Source organism: Streptomyces sp. NPDC103540 (assembly GCF_055584445.1).
Map to the genome: position 1 here is coordinate 144,864 of NZ_JBVJMA010000017.1, position 20,368 is coordinate 165,231.

The following is a 20,368-nucleotide window of genomic DNA, read 5'->3' on the forward strand; positions in this document are numbered from 1 at the left end:
CGGGACGAAGCACCCGACACGGCACGGACCCCGCGCACGCCCCGAAGCCACCAGGAGCACGGCATGCCCCGCCCCCACCGGCCCCCCTCCGCCGCCACACCGCTCGACGCGGTCGTGGTCGGGGCGGGCTTCTCCGGCCTCTACCAGCTCCACCGCCTGCGCGAACTGGGCCTGAACGCTCGGGTCTTCGAGGCCTGCGACGACATCGGCGGCACCTGGTTCCGCAACCGCTACCCGGGCGCGCGCTGCGACATCGAGAGCACCTCCTACTCCTACTCCTTCTCCCCGGAACTGGACCAGGAATGGGAGTGGAGCGAGCGCTACGCGACACAGCCCGAGCTCCTGCGCTACCTGCGGCACGTCGCCGACCGCTTCGCGCTGCGCGAGCACATCAGCCTGCGGACCCGGGTCGACCGCGCGGTGTACGACGAGGTCGCACACACCTGGGAGGTCACCACCGACACGGGGGAGAGGGTGCGGACCCGGTTCCTCGTCCTCGCCACCGGCTGCATGTCGGCCGTCAAGGAACCGGACATCCCGGGTGCCGCCACCTTCGGGGGCCGCTCCCTGCACACCGCCGACTGGCCGCACGAGGACGTGGACCTCACCGGCCGGCGCGTCGCCGTGATCGGCACGGGCTGCTCCGCCGTCCAGGCCATCCCGCTGCTCGCCGAACGGGCGGCGTCCCTCACGGTCTTCCAGCGCACCGCCGTGTACGCGCTGCCCGCCCACAACCGCCCCCTGTCGGCGGCGGAACTCGCCGCCCTCAAGGCCGACTACCCGCGGTTCCGCACGGCCCAACGCGCCTCCAGGGGAGGCACGGTCTTCGACCCGCCCACCGGGTCCGCCCTGGCGGCGACGGAGGCCGAGCGCCACGAGGCCTACGAACAGGGCTGGGAATCGGGGCTGCTCAGCGGACTGCTGCGGACGTACACGGACATCCTCGTCGACCCGCGCGCCAACGAGACGGTCGCCGACTTCGTCCGCTCCAAGATCCGGGCGATCGTCACCGACCCGGAGACGGCGGCGACGCTCACCCCGCGCGGATTCCCGTACGGCACCAAACGCCCGTGCCTGGACACCGACTACTACGCCACCTACAACCGGCCGCACGTCGACGTCGTGGACCTCGCGCGGGACCCGATCCGGGAGATCACACCGCGCGGCGTCAGGACCTCCGGCCGCGAGCACGCCGTCGACGTCATCGTCCACGCCACCGGCTTCGACGCGATGACCGGCTCGCAGATCGCCGTCGACATCGTGGGCAAGGGGGGCACCACCCTCCGGGACCGGTGGGCGGACGGCCCGCGCAACCACCTGGGTCTGCTGACGGCCGGTTTCCCCAACCTGTTCACCGTGCTCGGCCCGCTCAGCCCTTCCGTGCTGAGCAACGCGGTGGTCGCCATCGAGCAGCACGTGGAGTGGATCACCGACTGCATCGCCCACATGCGCGACCACGCCCACACCGAGATCGACGCCACCGCGGACGCCGAGCAGGCCTGGGGAGAACACGTCGCCTCCGTCGCCGACGGGACGCTCTACCGGGACGTCGCCTCCTGGTACAACGGGGCCAACGTGCCCGGGAAACCACGGGTGTTCCTGGCCTACGCGGGCGGCCTGGACCGCTACCGGCGGGAGTGCGACACCGTCGCGAAGGCCGGCTACAGCGGGTTCACCCTGTCCGGACCGGCCGGGCCCCCGCCGGGGGATGTCGGTGGCGGCCGGCAGGATCCCGTTCCATGACCGCAGCGGTGAACGACTCCTGGACACGCATCGAGAACTGGCTGGCCGAGCACGCGCCAGCCACCCGCGCGGCCCTCGCGCCGCCCGCCGATCCGGTGGACGTCGCCGCGGTCGAACGCGTCGTCGGCGGGCCGCTGCCGAGACCCCTGGTCGCGTCGCTGCTGCGGCACGACGGTGTCCTCGACGGCCGGTCCGAACTGTTCCCGGGCTCCTACGTGCCGCGCGGCGCCCGCGAGATCGCGCAGGACTGGCGGCACATGTCGCCCTACTTCGACCGGCACCTGTCGAAGGAGGAGGAAGCGCGGGCGGAGGACGACCTCCTGACGATCGGATCCAGCTTCGTCCTGTACGGGCACCCGGGGTTGATCCCCCTCGGCCGGGAGGTCGGCGGGGGAAGCCTCGTGCTGGACCACCGCCGCGGGATCGACCGGGGCCGGGTCCACCGGGTCGAGCCCGTGGAGGGCGTCCGGCGCGTCGCGCACGAGGCCTGGACCTCCCTTCCGCTGCTGCTGGAGGGGATCGCCGGTTCCCTCGAAGCGGGCCGGCCCCTCGACGGCCACGCCCCCGCCGTGGACGACGCGGGGCGGTTGCGCTGGGAGTGAGGAGAGGCGGGGCCGGCCCGCGGAGGGGCGTGCCGGGCGCGCCCCGGCTACTCGCCGACGGTTCCGTCGAGGGCCTCGCGCAGCAGGTCGGCGTGGCCGTTGTGCCGCGCGTACTCCTCGATCATGTGCGTGAGGACGTAGCGCAGCGAGATCGTCTCGCCGCGGAACTCGACGGTGTCGTCGAGGGAGGCGAAGGAGGCGGTGACGACGCGGGCGCGGGCGCACTCCTCGCGCCAGGCCGCGAAGGCCTCGTCCACGTCGGCGTCCTCGACGTCGAACTCGGCGTACGTCCCGTCGACGAGGCCGGGCCAAAGGGGCCCGACGTCCTCGCCGTTCACGGTGGCGCGGAACCACCCCCGCTCGACCGAGGCCGCGTGGCGGACCAGACCGAGGAGGGTCAGTGCCGTGGTCGGGACGGCCCTGCGTTTCAGCTGCTCGCCGGTCAGCCCCGCGCACTTCATGGCCAGGGTCTCGCGCTGGTAGTCGAGGAACGAGGTGAGCGACGTGCGGTCGTCGGCCACCGTGGAGGGGTGTGTGCGCTGGTCATCGGTCATCGGGCGATCATGGCAAGGACCGGTCGCCCGGACCACCCCGTTTCGAGGGCCGGACGCCGCCGGCCCCGGGCGGAGATCACCCGTCGGAGTCGGCGTGGGCGTGGGCCGCTGCGGTCGGGAGGGTGCGCGGGACCGTCGACTCCGTGCCGGGCTCGACGATGACGAACTGGCCCATCATCCCCTTGTCCTCGTGGCGCAGGATGTGGCAGTGGTACATGTAGGGCGACGTCGGATCCGTGAAGCGGCCGAACTCCACGGCGAGGCGGGCGGTGGACTTCGCCGGCAGGAAGACGGTGTCCTTGTGCGACTGGTACCAGGCGGGGGGCTGTCGGCCGTCGATGTCCAGGACCCGGAACGCGACCTCGTGGATGTGGAAGTTGTGCGCGTAGTGCGAGGCCGTGACCTCCCAGATCTCGCGCGCGCCGGCCGGTACGACCTCGTCGACGCGGTCCATCGCGAAGTCGAGGCCGTTGATCTCGTCGGTCCCGTCCAACGCGAAGCGGCGCACCCGCGCGTCGGCGGGGACCTCGATGGGCGGCGTCGAGGGCAGTCGGTCCGGCAGCGCGGGTGAGGGGGCGAGTTCCCGCGCGGCGGTGAGGGTGAGGAGGTCGAAGTCGCCGCGGTCGATCTCGTCGACGCCGCCGAAGCCGCGCAGTACGACGCTCTCGCCGGGGCTGAAGGCGACGACGACCTCGGCCCGCTCGGCCGGGCTGAGGGACACGCGGGTGACCGGGACCGGCGCCGGCAGCAGGCCGACGTCACCGCCGACCACGTGGAACGTGCGCCCGTCGGCGAAGCCGATGTGGAACAGGCGGGCGTTGGAGGCGTTGAGGAGCCGCAGCCGCACCCGGGTCGTGCCCACCTCCAGGGTGGGGTTGCGGGTGCCGTTGACGAGGGCCGTGTCGCCGAGGAAGAACCGTCCCTCGTCGAGCCGCTCCTCCGACAGGGTGCCGTCGGCGTTGATGACCTTGTCCTGGACGATGAGCGGGAAGTCGTCGACCCCGTAGTCCTTCGGCAGCCCCGACGCCCGGGCCTCGGGGTCGTCCAGCAGGAACATCCCCGCCAGGCCGCGGTACACGTGCTGGGCCGTGAACCCGTGCGGGTGCGGGTGGTACCAGGCGGTCGCGGCGGGTTGGTCCACCGTCCAGTGCGGACTCCAGGTGGCTCCGGGCCCGATGATCCGGTGCGGGCCGCCGTCCATCTCCGCGGGCACCCTCAGCCCGTGCCAGTGGACGGTGGTGTCCTCGCCGATCCCGTTGACGACCTCCACTCTGACCCTGTCCCCGCGCGAGGCGCGCAACGTCGGGCCGAGGTATGCGCCGTTGAACCCCCACGTCGGCGCGGGACGACCGGCCAGGAACTCCGTCCGCCCCTTGCGCATCGTCAACCGGAACACCTTGACCCCGTCGGCGTCCGCTGTGGGTTCCAACAGGGGTGGGATCGACAGCCGGGCGGGGGAGCCGGAGGCCTTCGGGGAGGCTGTCGAACGATGCGCGGGCCGGTTCCCGGCGGCATCGCAGCCGGTCACCGCCGCCATGGCCGCGACGAGGAGGAAATCCCGACGTTTCAACCCATATCGCATCGCCCCACCGTACAGCGAGCCCCGGGTGCGCTCGCGAGGGCGTGCCGGTCGGGCGGCGGGCCGGTCCGGCCCGCGCGCTCAGGGGTGGTCCAGGCGTTCGAGCGCGGCGGCGATGGGGGCGACGCCGTCCTCCTCGGCCAGCCGTCGGGCGAGGTGCCGGGCGCGCTCGCGGTGGGAGGCGTCGGTGACGGCCCGTCGGAGCAGGGGGGCGAGGGTGTCCGCGTCGAGCCGGGGCAGGGGGAGCGCGCCGGGGGCGGTGCCCAGCGCCACGAGGCGGGACGCCCAGAAGCGGGCGTCGAACTGCACCGGTACGGGCACGCAGGGCACGCCCGCGCGCAGGGTCGCCCCCGTCGTGCCGGCGCCGGCGTGGTGGACGACGGCCGCCATGCGGGGGAAGAGCGCGGAGTGCGGGACGTCGCCGACGGTGATCATGTCGTCGCCGTCGGCGGAGAGCCCCGCCCACCCCCGCTGGATCACCCCGCGCAGGCCGGCGGCGCGCAGGGCGGCGACGACGTGGTCGCTGACCCGCCGCGGATCGGGCGTCGTGGCGCTCCCGAGGCCCACGTAGACCGGGGCCGGACCGGCGGCGAGGAAGTCCTCCAGCTCCGACGGGAGCCGGTCGACCCCGTCGTGGGGCCACCAGTACCCGGAGATCCGCAGCCCCGGCCGCCAGTCGTGGGGGCGCGGCACCACGAGCTCGCTGAAGCCGTGCCACACGGGCCAGCCCCGCCGCTCGCGGGCGCGTCGGGCGAAGGGCAGGCGGACGGGGGCGAGTCGGTGCTCGGAGGCCAGGGTGCGCGCGGCGCCGGTGAAGACGCGGTCGACGGCCGCGCCGACGGCGTGCCCGCCGAGCCGGTTGCCCAGCGGGCCCAGCGAGCGGGTGCCGAGCATCGGGGGCGGGAAGGCGCGGGTCGCGTGCAGGGGTTGCAGGAACAACCCCATGCTGGGCCGGCCGAGGCCCTCGGCGATGACGCAGGCCAGGGGCGCGATGCTGCCGGAGGCCAGTACGACGTCCGCGTCGCGTGCCGCGCGGACCAGCGGGTCCGTCATCTCGGGCGCGATGCGCCGCGCCAGGGCGACGGCCCTCAGCAGCTTCGCGCTCCCGCTGCGGCTGCGGTGCAGCCCGCGACCGCGCGTCGAGTGCAACTCGGCCTTCGGGTCGCCGGGAAGGCTCGCGAAACGCACCCCCGACCCGACCAGGAGCGGTGCGAAGGCCTCGTGGGTCACCAGGGTGACCTCGTGTCCGGCCCGGGCCAGGCCGGCGCCCAGGCCCGTGTACGGGGCGACGTCCCCGCGCGATCCCGCTGTCATGACGGCAATCCTCACGTCGCCCAGTCTGGCGGCCGGCGACCGTCCGGGCCACGGGGCCTCGCGCGGGGCCGGCCGAAACCCTCCGAAACGGCTCCCGTGCACGGGCGGTTGACGTGGTGTCCGGCCCGACGCCGAGCCCGCGTCGCGCCGACGGGCCGGCGTCCGGCCTCCGCCGCGGCCCTGTCGTCGGGCGGGACGCGGGAGGCGCGGCCGGGGCCCGACGGGTCGATCCCGCTCGACGAGGTGCTCGCGGACGCGCGGCGCCGGCACCCCCCGCGACGAGGCGTGGGTCGGCCCCGGCTCCGCCCGCTCCCACGTGCTGTTTCACCGACTTGGTCCACCGACCAAGTCGGTATAGTGGCCGAATGGCTCACGTTTCCGCGGCCGAGCGCCGCCCCCAGCTGATCAATGCGGCCATCGCCCTCATGACGCGGGAGGGGGTCGCCGCGGGCAGCACGCGCGCCATCGCCTCGGAACTCGGCGTCGCCCAGGCGACGGTCCACTACACCTTCGGTACGAAGGAGGACCTGTACCGGGCGGTCATGGAGCAGCTCACCGGGGACCTGATCGCGCAGGTCGAGCGGGCCGCGCCGCAGGGCGCGGGCTTCGAGGAGACGATCGCCGCGCTGGCCGGCGCCCTGTGGCGCACGGTCGAGGAGGAGTCGGCCGGCTACCGGTTGCTCACGGAGCTGACCCTGCTCGCGGTGCGCACGCCCGCCCTCGACGAGGCACGCAGGTCGCACCACCGGCAGGTCAACGAGATCACCGAACGCATCATGACCGAGACGGCCGCCCGCACGGGATACGTCCTCGCCCAGCCCGCGGACCTGGTCGCCCGCTTCTTCCTGAACGGCTTCGACGGCCTGACGATGCAGCGCCTGTACGCCCCGGAGGAGGCGACCGAGCGCGTCGACCTCAGGGTGCTGGTCGCCGCGACGGTGGCGCTCGCCGGCGGCCGGCTGGACCTGACGGCCAGCCCGATCGACTGACGACCCCGCGCGCGCCGAAGCGCACGCCGAAGCGGCCACGGGTGCCCGCGCACCCGTGGCCGCCGTCGTGACCCGACGCGAGATCGGGGACTCAGCCGGCCCACACGTCCTCGACGTAGCGGCCGGACTCGATCAGGCCGGCGAGCCAGGCGGCCGCCGCCTCCTCGCCCGCGCCCGTCCGCTCGCGGTGGATCGCCGTGAACGCCTCCCGCACCGCGGGCGCCATCCGCCGGCCGTCACCGCAGACGCGGACGCCGCCGCCCGCCTCCAGGGCCGCCCAGACCTCCTCGGCCTCCCGCAGGATGCGGTCCTGGACGAAGCGGACCCCGTCGGCGGGGGCGTGCATGAAGGTCGGGCGCATGCTGACGGCCCCGGCCTCCTCGGCCGCCTCGAACTCCCGGCGGTGCAGGTAGTCGACCTCGGGGTGGTCGCAGCCGAAGTAGCACAACAGGGTCCCGGTCGAGCCGGCGTGCAGGCGGTCGAGGACCGCGCCGCGGAAGGGCGCGAGACCGGTGCCCGCGCTGACCAGGATCACCGGTGCGGACGGGTCCTCGGGCAGGCGGAAGGCCTCGCCGCACGGCAGGACGCGGGCCTGGACCACGTCACCGGCCTGGGCGCGCCCCAGGTGGTCCGAGGCGATGCCGCGGAAGGTGCCCTCGCCCGCGCGGTGCGGGGCGGACAGGAGGGACACCATCAGGTCCACCTCCCCGGGTCGGGCGCTCGCGGAGGAGGAGATGGAGTAGTGGCGGGGGCGCAGCACCGGCAGCATCTCCAGGAAACGCTCGAACGGCAGCTCGCAGGCGCGGTGGCGCTCCAGCAGGTCCAGCACGCCGAGGCCCCGTGAGGTCACCCGCTCGCGGAAGTCCTCGGGGTCGGCGGCGGCGAGGGCGTCCAGGGGCCGCTTCTCGGGCGGGCAGGCGGTGTGCCCGGCGAGTACGGCCACCTGCTCGGGGGTGGCGGCGTCCTGCAGTTCCACGAAGTCGGTGAGGAGGCGGCGCAGGGTCAGCGGCCGGTCGACGGGCAGGGCGCCGCGGCTGTGGCGCAGGGCCCGCAGGCGGACGGTGCGGTCGAGGTCGAGGCCGAACCGGTCGGCGACCCGGCGGACCAGGGCCTCGGGATTGCGCGGCAGGACGGCCAGGTGGTCGCCCGTGCGGTAGGTGACGCCCTCGGGCAGCCGCAGCCGCAGGAAGCGCTTGGAGCGGCCGAGTTCGTGCGCGGTGTCGACGAGTTCGTACGCTTCGAGGACCTCCATCGGCCGGACGCCGTGCCGCGCGGCGAGGCCGTCGCGCACCGATGCGGGGGCGTCCTCCAGCGCGTACAGCGCCTGGTCCGCGTCGGGCTCGACGGGCGCCGGGGACGCGGCGACCGAGTCCTCGCCGTACCGTGCGAGCAGGGTGGTCCACAGGTCCGCCGTCCAGCGGTCGACGGCGCCGGCGAAGTCGCCGGAGGCGTCGGCGGCGCCGCGTTCGAGCAGGGGCACGGCGCCGGCCGCCGCGAGGCGCTCGTCGAGGAGGGTGGGGATCCGCTGGTAGGTGGCGGCCCAGTTGCGGTCGCCGACGCCGAGGACGGCGTACGGGAGGCCGGTGAGCGAGCCGGGCTCCAGGCCCTCCAGCCACGCGACGAACGCGGCGGCGTCGTCGGTGGGCCGTCCGTTGTAGGAGGCGGCCACGATCACCAGCGGACCGCCTGCGGGGTCCAGCCGGCCGGCGAGGTCGTCGAGGGAGGCCACGGTCGGGGCGAAGCCCCGGTCGGCGCCCTCCGCGGCCAGGTCGCGGGCGATACCGGCGGACGTCCCGAGGTTGGACCCGTGCAGCACGGTCAGGGTGGTGCCGGGGGCCCGCCGCGCCACGAGCGCCTCCTGCCCGGCCTGTCCGTGGAGCCCGGCCGGTGTCCCGACCGCCGCGACGGGGGGTCGGCGGCGTTCCCCGGTGGTGCGCCGGACCGGTGTGAGGGAGAAGGCGTCGGGCTTGAGGGTGAGCGTCTGCTTGATCGTCAGCCGGTAGTCGGTGTGGTCGACGAACCGGTAGCGGTGCACCAGGAGGCCGAGCAGGAGCGTGGCCTCGTGGAGGGCGAACTGGCGGCCTATGCAGGCTCGTTCGCCGCTCCCGAACGGCTTGAAGAGGTGGACCGGGCGCCGGTCTTCCGCTTCCGGGGTGAAGCGCTCGGGGTCGAACAGCTCGACGTTCTCGCCCCAGGCGGGGTCGCGGTGCAGGGCGGGGGTCAGGATCATCAGCGTCTCGCCCTTGCGGACGGCGTACCGGCCTCCGATGACGGTGTCCTCCAGCGGCTCCACCGCGTAGGCCGGCGCGGTCGGCCACAGGCGGAGGCTCTCGTTGAGCACCTGGCGGATGTAGGTGAGCCTGCCGACGTCCCCGTACCCGGGGTCCGGGCTCTCCTCGTCCCCCCACAGCGCGTCGACCTCGGCCTGGGCCCGCGCGAGTACCTCCGGGTGCTTGGTCAGGTGGTAGAGCGCGAAGGACAGGGCGCCGCTGGTCGTCTCGTGCCCGGCGATGAGGAAGGTGATGACCTGGTTGCGGATGTTCACGTCGTCCAGCGGCAGGCCCGTGCGGGCGTCGGGGGTGTGCAGCATCCGGCCCAGGAGGTCGTCGGTGCGGGTGTCGCCGGAGAGCCTGCGCTGCCGGATGACCTCGTCGACGAGGTCGGTCATCACCGCGACGTCCCGGCCGAACCGCTCCGTGCGCCCGGGCCTGAGCCAGTCCGTGCCCGGCAGGGACTCGGTCGTGTCCTGGGTGAACGCGAGGGCCCGGCCCATGGCCTCGACGAACGGGTGCGCCTCGTCGCGCCGGAAGGACTCGAAGTCGTAGCCGAAACCGCACAGCCCGATGGTGTCGAAGGTCAGGCGCGTCATGTCCTCCGCGACGTCCACGCCCTCCCGGCCGGCGGCCCGGTCCCACTTGCCGATCAGCGACCGCGCGACCCCGAGCATCGTCGGGTGGTAGTCGCGCATGGCGCCCAGCGAGAACGCCGGCATGAGGATGTCGTGCGCCTTGCGCCAGTTCTCCTCGTGGGAGAAGGCGGTGAACAGGCCGTCCCCGGCGAACCGGCGGATCTCCACGAGGTCGGCGTGCACGTTTTTGCGGAAGCGGGACTCGTCCGACAGCTCCGCCACCAGGTCCAGGCCGCCCACGATCACGACCTCGGACCCGAAGACGCGCAGCCGGTAGAGCGGACCGAGCTCCTTGACCTCCTTCATGAGGTGCAGGGTCGCGTCGAATCCCTTCGGGAGCGAGAGGGCGTGGCCGAACAGGGGCAGGGACGAGCGCTCGGGGATCGGCCGGGTGAGGACGGACGGCTGGGTCATGGCGTGCCTTTCGTTCCGCTTCCTTCGGTCCCTTTCAAGGTACAAGTGACTTTGTCACCCGACAATGTCTAGTGATTGTGTTGAATGACACGATCGACCGAATGAACCAATCCGCGATCCCGGACGTCTCGCTCCCGGCCGGTTTGACCGGTCTCACCGGTCCCGCCGCCCCCGGCCGATCCCACCGGTCCCAGTGGCCCGACTCCCGCGCGGTGTTGACCTCCACCCCAGCGGAACCGCGACCTCCGCGGTGGGGCACGATGACCCGATGAACGAACAACGGGGAAGCACCACGCAGCAGTCCACCGCCGACCTCGCCCGCCGGCTCCTCGCGGCCGACAGCGGCGGCTGGTCGCCCGAGGGCGTCAAGGCCCTCGCGGCCGCGCTCGGTTGGGCCTGGCGGGGGACACCGGACCGTCCCGTCCTGATCACCGGCCGGCCCGCGGGCGATGCCCGTCTGCGCCCGGTCGGCACCTACGAGGAACGCCACGTCGACGGAGAGTCGTACGTGGAACTCGCGGTGCCGGTGGCGCTCGTCGCACCGGACGCCGCCGCGCAGGCCGCGGCCTTCCGCGCCGCCCGCGAGGAGGTGACCGAGGCACTGGGCAGGCCGTCCGTCATCGGCTCGCACGGGGACCTCGGCCCCTTCTTCGACAGCGGACAGCCCTGGGGCACGCCCTTCGTCCGCTGGCGCGGCACGCCCGACACCCTGGAACTGCGCGCCGGCAGGACGGGACCGGAGCTGGTCCTCCAGCCCACCGACCCGGCCGAGGACTGGTTCTGGCGCCAGGGGGTCGGCGAGGAGCACTCGATCGGCGGCTTCTTCGGGAGCAACCGGGACGCGGCCAACGCCGGCCTCGGCTTCCCCGGCGGCTGGACCGCCCGCAGCTGGGAGACGCTCACCCGGTCGCTGGCGGACTTCCTGGACGCGCTGCCCACCGAGACCACCGCCCTCGGCATCAGGATCGCCATGCCGCTCTACGGCCGTGACGGCCGCAGCGCACCGCTCCTCTTCGACGTGGTGTGCGGCGACCGCCTGGCCATCGCCTGCTTCGCCCGGGACGAGGTGGACGCCGCCGCCCTCGGCTGGGGCACGGTCGCAGAACACCCGGGGACCGCGTCGATCTTCGACGACGACGATCCGGTGTGGCGCGTGGACGCGGGCGGCCCCGGCGAGCCGAAGGGCCGGGCCCTCGCGGAGATGCTCGTGGCGACGGCGAAGGCCGCCGGGGTCGCCGAACCGACCGACCTGATCATCGGCGGCGAGGCCTCGTACGTGGACGGCTACCACGTCACCTACTACGGACTCGGCCTCCCGACCGGCTGACGGCCACCGGGACGGGCCGCGTACGGCGGGCTCCGGGACGCCCCGGAACCCGCCGCACGCACCGACGCGCAGAGTGACACCGGTCACTTCGAGTGACGATCGGGGCATGGCTTCCGGACCTCCGGGCAAGCGGGCACCACACCGCCGCGGGTCGGCCGCGGCGCCCGCACCGGAGGTACAGCGCGTCGTGTCCGAGCAGAAGACCATCCACATCGCCGGAACCTGGCGTTCGGCGGTGTCAGGGGCCACCCGAGAGGTCCTCGACCCCGCGGACGCCACGGTCCTGGCGCTCGTCGCCGAGGGTCACGTCGCCGACACCGACGCCGCCGTCGGCGCCGCCCGCGCCGCCTTCGACGGCGGCCAGTGGCCCCGGACCCCCGTCCTGGAGCGGGCCGCACTGCTGCGCCGGACCGCCGACCTCCTGCTGCGCGACCGCGAACGCCTCGGACTGCTGGAGAGCCGCGACGCCGGCAAGACCCTCGAAGAGGGCCGCGTCGACGTCGACTGCGTCGCCGACGCCTTCCGCTACTTCGCCGACCTCGTCGCCGGCGAGAGCGCCGGCCGCGTCATCGACGCCGGCACCCCCGACGTGCACAGCGTCGTCGTCCACGAGCCCGTCGGGGTCTGCGCCCTGATCACCCCGTGGAACTACCCGCTCCTCCAGGCCTCCTGGAAGATCGCGCCGGCCCTGGCCGCGGGCAACACCTTCGTGCTCAAGCCGAGCGAACTCACCCCGCTGTCCACGGTGGCCCTCGTCGAGCTGCTGGCCGAGGCCGGACTGCCCGCCGGCGTGGCGAACCTGGTCACCGGCCCCGGCGACCCCGTCGGCGCCCGCCTCGCCGAACACCCCGACGTGGACCTCGTCTCCTTCACCGGAGGCCTCGTCAGCGGCACGAAGGTGATGCGCGCGGCGGCCGACTCCGTCAAGAAGGTCGCCCTCGAACTCGGCGGGAAGAACCCTAACATCGTCTTCGCCGACGCCTGCGCCGACGAGGAGGGCTTCGACACCGCCGTCGACCAGGCCCTCAACGCGGCCTTCATGCACAGCGGCCAGGTCTGTTCCGCCGGCTCCCGCCTCATCGTCGAGGAAGGCGTCGCCGAGCGGTTCGTCGCCGAACTCGCCCGCCGCGCCGACCGGATCCGCCTCGGCCGCGGCACCGACCCCGGCGTCGAGTGCGGCCCGATGGTGTCCGCCGCCCAGCGCGAGCGCACCGAACGGTACGTGGCCTCCGCCCTCGCCGAGGGAGCCGTGCTCCGCGCCGGCGGCGCACGGCCGGACGGCCCCGGCTTCTTCCACCGCCCGACCGTCCTGGACCGCTGCCACCGCGGCATGCGCGTCGTACGGGAGGAGGTCTTCGGACCGGTCCTGACCGTCGAGACCTTCCGCACCGAGGCCGAGGCCGTCGCGCTCGCCAACGACACCGAGTACGGGCTCGCCGGCGCGGTGTGGACCTCCGACCCGGGGCGCGGTCGCCGCGTGGCGGGCCGGCTGCGCCACGGCACCGTCTGGATCAACGACTTCCACCCCTACCTGCCGCAGGCGGAGTGGGGCGGCTTCGGCAAGTCCGGCACCGGACGCGAGCTGGGCCCGTCGGGCCTGGCCGAGTACCGCGAGTCCAAGCACGTGTACCAGAACCTCGCCCCGCGCCCCGTGCGCTGGTTCGCGGGCTGACAGAGGAGCACCGGCATGACCACCCCCACGAACAACCCGGCGGGCCCTCGGGCGAACGTGCCCACGGACATCCCCACGGACACCCCCACGGACACCCCCACGGACACGCCCGCGAACATCCCCCTGGGCGTCCGCGTGACCACCCCCGCGAGCATCGTCCGGCCGCCCGCCGGGCCGGAGTACGACTACGTCGTCGTCGGCGGCGGCACCGCCGGATCGGTGATCGCCTCCCGCCTGACCGAGGACCCGGACGTCACCGTCGCCGTCATCGAGGGCGGCCCCAGCGACGTCGACCGCCCCGAAGTGCTCACCCTGCGCCGCTGGATGGGCCTGCTCGGCGGCGAACTCGACTACGACTACCCCACCACCGAACAGCCCCGCGGCAACTCCCACATCCGCCACAGCCGCGCCCGTGTCCTCGGAGGCTGCTCCTCGCACAACACCCTCATCGCCTTCAAACCGCTCCCGTCCGACTGGGACGAGTGGGAGGCCGCCGGAGCCGAGGGCTGGCACGCGAGGGCCATGGACCCGTACTTCGACCGGCTCCTCAACCACATCGTCCCGGTCGACGAGAAGGACCGGAACGCCGTCGCGCGCGACTTCGTCGACGCCGCGCGGCGCGCCCTTGACGTCCCGCGCGTCGAGGGATTCAACCGCGCGCCCTTCCACGAGGGCGTCGGCTTCTTCGACCTCGCCTACCACCCCGAGACCAACAAGCGCTCCTCCGCCTCGGTGGCCTACCTGCACCCCGTCATGGACGAACGGCCCAACCTCGACATCCTCCTGGAGACCTGGGCCTACCGCCTGGAACTCGACGGAACCCGCGCGCGCGGGGTCCACGTACGCGCCGCCGACGGCACGGAGCGCCTGATCACCGCCCGCCGCGAGGTGCTCGTCTGCGCCGGCGCCGTCGACACCCCGCGCCTGCTGCTCCACTCGGGCATCGGCCCGCGCGCGGACCTGGAGGCCCTCGGCATCCCCCCGGTGCACGACCTGCCCGGGGTGGGGGAGAACCTGCTCGACCACCCCGAGTCGGTGATCGTCTGGGAGACCGACGGCCCGATACCGGAGAACTCCGCGATGGACAGCGACGCGGGCCTGTTCGTCCGCCGCGACCCGAAGTCGCCGGGGCCCGACCTGATGTTCCACTTCTACCAGGTGCCCTTCACGGACAACCCCGAGCGCATCGGCTACGAACGCCCCGCGCACGGCGTGTCGATGACCCCCAACATCCCCAAGCCCCGCAGCCGCGGTCGCCTCTACCTGACCAGTGCGGACCTCGAGGTGAAACCGGCCCTGGACTTCCGCTACTTCACGGACGAGGACGACTACGACGGCCGGACCCTGGTGGACGGCATCAAGCTCGCCCGGAAGATCGCCGCCACCCGGCCCCTGTCCGACTGGCTGGTCCGCGAGGTGTGCCCGGGCCCGGAGATCACCGGCGACGAGGAACTCGGCGCCTACGCCCGCTCCGTCGCCCACACCGTCTACCACCCGGCCGGCACCTGCCGCATGGGAGCGGCCGACGACCCCGCGGCCGTCGTCGGCCCGGACCTCAGGGTCCGCGGGCTCCAGGGCATCCGCATCGCGGACGCCTCCGTCTTCCCGACGATGCCCGCCGTCAACCCGATGATCGGAGTGCTCATGGTCGGCGAGAAGGCAGCCGAACTGCTCGTGCGGGAAGGCGGCGCCCGATGAACACCCCGCCCGCCGCACCCCGCCCCGCCGGGACCACGGCCGCCGCCGCATCCACGGCCACGTCCACGGCCACGTCCGAGGCGTCCCCCGTCTTCTCCGTGAACGGCCTCTGGAAGGTCTTCGGCCCCGCCAAGGCGGCCGCGAAGGTCCCCGGATCCGCCGACGCCGACCTGTCCGCCGCCGAGCTGCGCGAGCGCACCGGCTGCACGGCGGCCGTCCGCGACGTCACCTTCGACGTCCGCAAGGGCGAGGTCTTCGTCGTCATGGGCCTGTCCGGCTCCGGCAAGTCCACCCTCGTCCGCTGCCTCACCCGCCTCATCGAGCCCACCGTCGGGAGCCTGAGCATCGACGGCGAGGACGTCCTCGCCATGGACGCCACCCGCCTGCGCGCCCTGCGCCGCAACCGCGTGGCCATGGTCTTCCAGCACTTCGGCCTGCTCCCGCACCGCACCGTCCTCGACAACGTCGCCTACGGGCTGGAGATCCAGGGCATGGGACGCGACGACCGCCGCGCCCGGGCCGCCGAACTCGTCGCCAAGGTCGGCCTCGAAGGCCTGGAACACCGCCGGCCCGGCCAGCTCTCGGGCGGCCAGCAGCAGCGCGTGGGCCTCGCCCGCGCCCTGGCCTGCGACCCCGAGGTCCTCCTCTTCGACGAGCCGTTCAGCGCCCTCGACCCCCTCATCCGCCGCGAGATGCAGGAGGAGGTCGCCCGCCTCCACCACGAGGAGGGCCGCACGATGGTCTTCATCACCCACGACCTCGCCGAAGCCCTGCGCCTCGGCGACCGCATCGCGCTGATGCGCGACGGCCGCGTCGTCCAGCTCGGCACGCCCGAGGAGATCGTCGGCTCACCCGCCGACGACTACGTACGGGACTTCGTCCGCGACGTCCCCCGCGAACAGGTCCTCACCGTCCGCAACGCGATGCGCCCCGCCGTCGCCGACGAGGCCGAACGGGGGCCCGCGCTGGGCCCCACCACCACCGTCGTCGAGGCCATCCAGGCCGTCGCCCGCACCGGCGGCCCGGCCCGCGTCGTCGACCGCGGCCGCTGCCTCGGCATCGTGGACCACGCGGCACTGCTGGCCGTCGTCGCCGGACTCCCGGCCGGCGCCGGACGGGGGGCCGCGGCATGAGCCGCCCGGCCCGCCCCGCGTCCCCCGTCCCCGAATCCCGGAGGTGGCGCGCATGACCGCGACCCCGACCCACGCACAACGCGGCGCGCGCGCCGCCACGGCGTCCCCGCCCGGCGCGCGGACCTCCGCACGGCCCGCCGGTGACCGCGGCCCCCGCGCCGCCCCGCCCGCCCCGCAGGACCGCCCCCGCGCGGCCCGGATCCCCCGCGCCCTCGCCGCCCGCCGGCACGCCCTCCTGGCGTGGGCCGTCGCCGCCGCCCTGCTGGTCCCCCTCGCCCTGGCCTTCCCGGGCGCCGGCGGCTGGCCCGCGGCCCTCTCCGTCGACCTGTCCGGCCCCCTCGACCGCGTCGGCGACTGGATCATCGACCACCGGGACAGCCACCCGCTGTTCCTCCACTTCTTCGGCCACGTCAGCAACGCCGTCGTGGTGTCCGTCCGCGCCGTCTACCTGCTCCTCCTGGCCGCCGGCTGGACCGGCGTCACCACCCTGGCCGCGCTCGTCGCCTGGCGCCTCGCCGGGGTCCGGCTCGCCCTGACCTGCGCCGCCGCCTTCGCCGCCTGCGGACTGCTCGGCATGTGGGTGCCGACCATGCAGACCCTCGCCCTGATGGTCGTCGCCGTCGGCGCCTCCGTCGTGCTCGGCGCGCTCCTCGGCCTCGCCGCGGGCCTCTCGCCGCGCGCGGACCGCGCACTGCGCCCCGTACTCGACACCATGCAGATCCTGCCCGCCTTCGCGTACCTGCTGCCGATGGTGCTGGTCTTCGGCATCGGCGTGCCCGCGGCCGTCCTCGCCACCGTCGTCTACGCCGCCCCGCCCATGGCCCGCCTGACCGCCCTCGGTCTGCGCGAGGCCGACGCCGGCGTCCTGGAGGCCGCCGCCTCCCTCGGCGCCACCGGCCGCCAGCGCCTGCTGACCGCCCGCCTCCCGCTCGCGCGCCGACAGCTCCTGCTCGGCGTCAACCAGGCCGTCATGACGGGCCTGTCCATGGCCGTCATCGCCTCCGTCATCGGCGCCGGCGGCCTCGGCGACCGCGTCTACCAGGCCCTCGCCTCCGTGGACGTCGGCGCCGCCCTCACCGCCGGCATCCCCATCGTGCTCCTCGCGATCGTGCTGGACCGCACCGCCGACGCCGCCGGCCGACGGATCGGCGACCCCGTGCCCGTCAACGAACGCTCCCTGATCCGCCGGGTGTTCTGCGGCTGGTACGGACGCCTGCTGACCCTCCTCCCGGCCGTGGCCGCCGCCGTCGCCGGCCGCATCGCAGGCTCCACCCTGTGGCCCGAGTCCTGGACCGTCTCCCCGGCCGACCCGGTGAACGCGGCCGTCGCCTGGATGACCGACCACCTCTACTCCGGCGTACCCCTCGTCGGCGGCACCGCCGACTGGGCCGCCCGCTTCACCGGCTGGATCCTCGACCCGCTGCGCGGCGCGCTCCAGGCCACCCCCTGGTGGCTGCTGCTGCTCGTGGCGTTCGCCCTCGCCCTGCGCGCGGGCACCCGGGGCACCGCCCTGACCGCCGTACTCGCCCTCGGCGTGGTGGGAGTGCTCGGGGTGTGGGACGCCTCCCTCGACACGCTCTCCCAGGTGCTGGCCGCCGTGGCCCTCACGCTCGTGCTCGGCTTCTCCATCGCCGTGGGCGCCGCCCGCAGCGCCCGCGCCGAACGACTGCTGCGGCCCGTCCTCGACGTCTGCCAGACCCTGCCGCAGTTCGTCTACCTCATCCCCGTGGTGGCCCTCTTCGGCGTGGGCCGCGCACCCGCCGCCGCGGCCGCCGTCGTCTACGCGCTGCCCGCCGTCGTCCGGATCACCGCCCAGGGCCTGCGCGAGGTGAACCCGACCGCCGTGGAATCCGCCCGCTCGCTCGGCGCGACCCGCTCGCAGCTGCTGCGCCAGGTCCAACTGCCCCTCGCCCGGCCCGCGCTGCTGCTGGCCGTTAACCAGGCCGTGGTCCTCGTCCTGTCCGTCGTCATCATCGGCGGCCTCGTCGGCGGCGGAGCCCTCGGCTACGACGTCGTCCTCGGCCTCGCCCAGGGAGACCTCGCCACCGGCCTGGTCGCCGGCGCCGCGATCGTCTGCCTCGGCCTGCTCCTCGACCGCCTCACCCAGCCCGCGAAGGAGGCCTGACATGCGCGCACCCCACGAACGGCGCGCCCCGCGCCGCCGCAGGGGCCCCACCGCCCTCGCCGCCGCCACGGCGCTCGCCGTCCTCACCGGCTGCGGAGCCGCGGACATGACCCGCCAGGCGTCCCCGTACGCCGCGGCCCAGGGCGCGAAGACCGTGACGCTCTCCGTCCAGTCGTGGGTCGGCGCCCAGGCGAACACCGCCGTCGCCGGATACCTCCTCGAACACGAACTGGGCTACCGGGTGGACACCGTCCAGGTCGACGAGGTCCCCGCCTGGGACGCCCTCAGCCAGGGCCGCGTCGACGCGATCCTGGAGGACTGGGGCCACCCCGAGCAGGAGGAGCGCTACGTCCGGGGCAAGAAGACCATCACCCCCGGCGGGGAGCTCGGGGTGACCGGCCACATCGGCTGGTTCGTGCCCACCTGGTTCGCCGAGGCCCACCCCGACGTCACCGACTGGAAGAACCTCGACAAGTACGCCGACCTGCTGCGCACCCCCGAGAGCCGCGGCAGGGGTCAGCTCATGGACGGTTCGCCCTCGTACGTCACCAACGACAAGGCGCTGGTGAAGAACCTGGGCCTGGACTTCGAAGTGGTCTTCGCCGGCTCCGAGGCGGCCCAGATCACCCAGATCAAGCAGTTCGACAAGGAACGCAAACCCTTCCTCACCTACTGGTACGAGCCGCAGTGGCTCTTCCGGCGCGTCCCCATGACCGAGGTCAAGCTCCCCGCGTACACGGAGGGCTGCGCCGACGATCCGCAGAAGGTGGCCTGCGCCTACCCGCACACGCCGCTGCGCAAATACCTGAACACGCGCTTCGCGGACGCGGGCGGCGAGGCGGCCGGCTTCCTCAAGAGGTTCCACTGGACCAAGGAACAGCAGAACGAGGTCTCGCTGATGATCGCCGAGCAGAAGCTCACGCCGAGGGAGGCCGCCAAGCGGTGGGTGGAGCGCAACGAGGAGGTCTGGAAGCCCTGGGTCGAGCCGACCGCGTGAACCGGCGCCGGCCCCGCGTCCCGGTCGGCGCGCACGGTCCGCCGGCCCGGCCCGGCCCGGCCCGGCACCGGCCCCGGCACGACCGGGGCCGGGGCCGGGGATCAGTGGTCCTTGAGCAGCGCGCAGGCGAAGTCCTCCTGGACCGTGCGGAGCCGGGCGAGCAGGGCGGGCTTGTTGCCCTTGCTCGTCTGGGTGTTGATGGAGAAGGTCAGGGAACGGGTTCCGTCGGGGGTGGTGGCGGCGAGCTGCGTGTAGCCGGGGAAGTTCCCGGTGTGGCCGTACAGCACGCCGCAGCGGGTGGTGTACCGGAAGATCGCGAGCCCGGCGGAGTTCGTCCCGGGACCCGCGGGCTCCGAGGAGTCGCCGGGACGGAAGGTCAGCTGCTCCTTGCGGGTCTTCTCCGTCAGCAGCGCGGGACCGCCGTAGGCGCGGACGAACGCTCCCAACTCCGCGGGAGTGGACACGATCCCGCCCGAGGCCCACACCCCGGAGGCGCCCAGCACCTCGCTGATGTCCTCGGGCTCGGCCGGCGGGACGACGTCGTAGCCGTGCAGGTACGGACGCGGCAGCCGGTAACCCAGGGGCAGGCTGGTCCGGCTCAGCCCGAGCGGGCGGTACACGAGCTCCTTGAGGAGGTCCTCGTAGCGGCGGCCCGTGGCGGCCTCGGCCATCAGCGCGACGGCGATGTTGTCCGAGTTGGAGTACTCGTACAGGCTGCCGGGCCGGAACAGCAGGGCGTCGTCCGCGACGAAGCCGAGGAGCGCGCGCGGATCGAAGACGTGACGGGGGTCCGCCTGGAGGATCCGCAGGAACTCGGGGTCGGCCGAGTAGTCGGGCAGGCCGCTGGTGTGCCGGAGGAGCTGACGCAGGGTCACCGCGTGCCACGCGGCGGGCTGGGCCGGCAGGACCTCGCCGATGGTGTCGTCGAGGGACAGGGCCCCCCGGTCGACGAGCCGGAGCGCGACGGCGCCGCTGTACGCCTTGGCGATGCTGGCGACGCGCATGTGGTCGTCGAGGCGCGGCGGGCGACCGGTGGCCACGTCCCCGACGCCGGCGGTGTAGACCCGCGTCCGGTCGTCCCGGGTGAGGACGGCGATCACCCCGGGAGGCCCGTCCTCCTGGGCCACGAGCCGGTCCAGCTGCCGCTGGAGGCGCGCGTCCCGATGCGTACCCGTCCCGCCGGGGTCGGGATCCGCGCCGGCCGCCTGCGCGGGGGGCGGCAGCGCCCCGAGCGCGGCGGCGGCGAGGGCGGCGCAGAGCCCGGAGCGGAGGCGGCGTACGGAGGCGGCGGGGGCGCGGGTGGTGGGCACGGA

Annotated in this window: 14 protein-coding genes; 9 read left to right on the forward strand and 5 right to left on the reverse strand. The window is 74.2% G+C overall.

What is annotated here, in order from left to right; translation table 11 throughout:
* Positions 1–63: 63 nt before the first annotated feature.
* Both ACZ6ZI_RS33030 and ACZ6ZI_RS33035 read left to right on the forward strand, forming a co-directional pair.
* Positions 64–1,743 (forward strand): flavin-containing monooxygenase, encoded by a 1,680-nt coding sequence (locus ACZ6ZI_RS33030; protein ID WP_469527111.1) that lies wholly within the window; start codon positions 64–66, stop codon positions 1,741–1,743.
* Positions 1,740–2,345: an SMI1/KNR4 family protein gene (locus ACZ6ZI_RS33035; protein WP_469527113.1), complete on the forward strand. Its 606-nt coding sequence runs from the start codon at positions 1,740–1,742 to the stop codon at positions 2,343–2,345. The genes ACZ6ZI_RS33030 and ACZ6ZI_RS33035 overlap by 4 nt, the downstream gene beginning before the upstream one ends.
* A gap of 47 nt (positions 2,346–2,392) precedes the next feature.
* Here ACZ6ZI_RS33035 and ACZ6ZI_RS33040 read toward each other — a convergent pair whose 3' ends face one another.
* The 3 genes from ACZ6ZI_RS33040 to ACZ6ZI_RS33050 form a co-directional block, all read right to left on the reverse strand.
* The gene (locus tag ACZ6ZI_RS33040) at positions 2,393–2,899 is read right to left on the reverse strand and encodes a DinB family protein (RefSeq protein ID WP_469527116.1); all 507 of its coding nucleotides are present in this window, start codon (positions 2,897–2,899) and stop codon (positions 2,393–2,395) included.
* Positions 2,900–2,975: 76 nt separating this feature from the next.
* Entirely contained in the window at positions 2,976–4,481 is a 1,506-nt protein-coding gene (locus tag ACZ6ZI_RS33045; RefSeq protein WP_469527119.1) for a multicopper oxidase family protein, read from the reverse strand.
* Positions 4,482–4,559: 78 nt separating this feature from the next.
* A complete protein-coding gene (locus ACZ6ZI_RS33050; protein ID WP_469527121.1) occupies positions 4,560–5,792 on the reverse strand; it encodes a glycosyltransferase in 1,233 nt (410 codons plus the stop codon).
* Positions 5,793–6,157: 365 nt separating this feature from the next.
* Between ACZ6ZI_RS33050 and ACZ6ZI_RS33055 the strand changes: the two genes are divergently transcribed.
* The gene (locus tag ACZ6ZI_RS33055; protein ID WP_469527123.1) at positions 6,158–6,781 is read left to right on the forward strand and encodes a TetR/AcrR family transcriptional regulator; all 624 of its coding nucleotides are present in this window, start codon (positions 6,158–6,160) and stop codon (positions 6,779–6,781) included.
* Between the two features lie 91 nt (positions 6,782–6,872).
* On the opposite strand, the gene ACZ6ZI_RS33060 is transcribed toward ACZ6ZI_RS33055, so the two are convergent.
* Positions 6,873–10,103: a bifunctional cytochrome P450/NADPH--P450 reductase gene (locus tag ACZ6ZI_RS33060; RefSeq protein WP_469527126.1), complete on the reverse strand. Its 3,231-nt coding sequence runs from the start codon at positions 10,101–10,103 to the stop codon at positions 6,873–6,875.
* A gap of 268 nt (positions 10,104–10,371) precedes the next feature.
* Between ACZ6ZI_RS33060 and ACZ6ZI_RS33065 the strand changes: the two genes are divergently transcribed.
* From ACZ6ZI_RS33065 to ACZ6ZI_RS33090, 6 genes are all read left to right on the forward strand, one after another.
* Entirely contained in the window at positions 10,372–11,430 is a 1,059-nt protein-coding gene (locus tag ACZ6ZI_RS33065) for a hypothetical protein (RefSeq protein WP_469527128.1), read from the forward strand.
* Between the two features lie 187 nt (positions 11,431–11,617).
* Positions 11,618–13,102: an aldehyde dehydrogenase family protein gene (locus ACZ6ZI_RS33070; protein ID WP_469527131.1), complete on the forward strand. Its 1,485-nt coding sequence runs from the start codon at positions 11,618–11,620 to the stop codon at positions 13,100–13,102.
* 15 nt (positions 13,103–13,117) lie between these two features.
* Complete coding sequence (locus ACZ6ZI_RS33075; protein ID WP_469527134.1) at positions 13,118–14,800, forward strand: GMC family oxidoreductase; 1,683 nt, start codon at positions 13,118–13,120, stop codon at positions 14,798–14,800.
* Positions 14,797–15,933 carry a quaternary amine ABC transporter ATP-binding protein gene (locus ACZ6ZI_RS33080; protein WP_469527136.1) on the forward strand — a complete coding sequence of 379 codons (1,137 nt, stop codon included), beginning with the start codon at positions 14,797–14,799 and terminating at the stop codon, positions 15,931–15,933. The genes ACZ6ZI_RS33075 and ACZ6ZI_RS33080 overlap by 4 nt, the downstream gene beginning before the upstream one ends.
* Positions 15,934–15,985: 52 nt before the next feature.
* A complete protein-coding gene (locus ACZ6ZI_RS33085) occupies positions 15,986–18,058 on the forward strand; it encodes an ABC transporter permease subunit (RefSeq protein ID WP_469527138.1) in 2,073 nt (690 codons plus the stop codon).
* Between the two features lies 1 nt (position 18,059).
* On the forward strand, positions 18,060–19,055 hold the full coding sequence (locus tag ACZ6ZI_RS33090; RefSeq protein WP_469527140.1) for an ABC transporter substrate-binding protein: 996 nt from the start codon (positions 18,060–18,062) through the stop codon (positions 19,053–19,055).
* Between the two features lie 101 nt (positions 19,056–19,156).
* On the opposite strand, the gene ACZ6ZI_RS33095 is transcribed toward ACZ6ZI_RS33090, so the two are convergent.
* On the reverse strand, positions 19,157–20,365 hold the full coding sequence (locus tag ACZ6ZI_RS33095) for a serine hydrolase domain-containing protein (RefSeq protein ID WP_469527143.1): 1,209 nt from the start codon (positions 20,363–20,365) through the stop codon (positions 19,157–19,159).
* Positions 20,366–20,368: the final 3 nt, after the last annotated feature.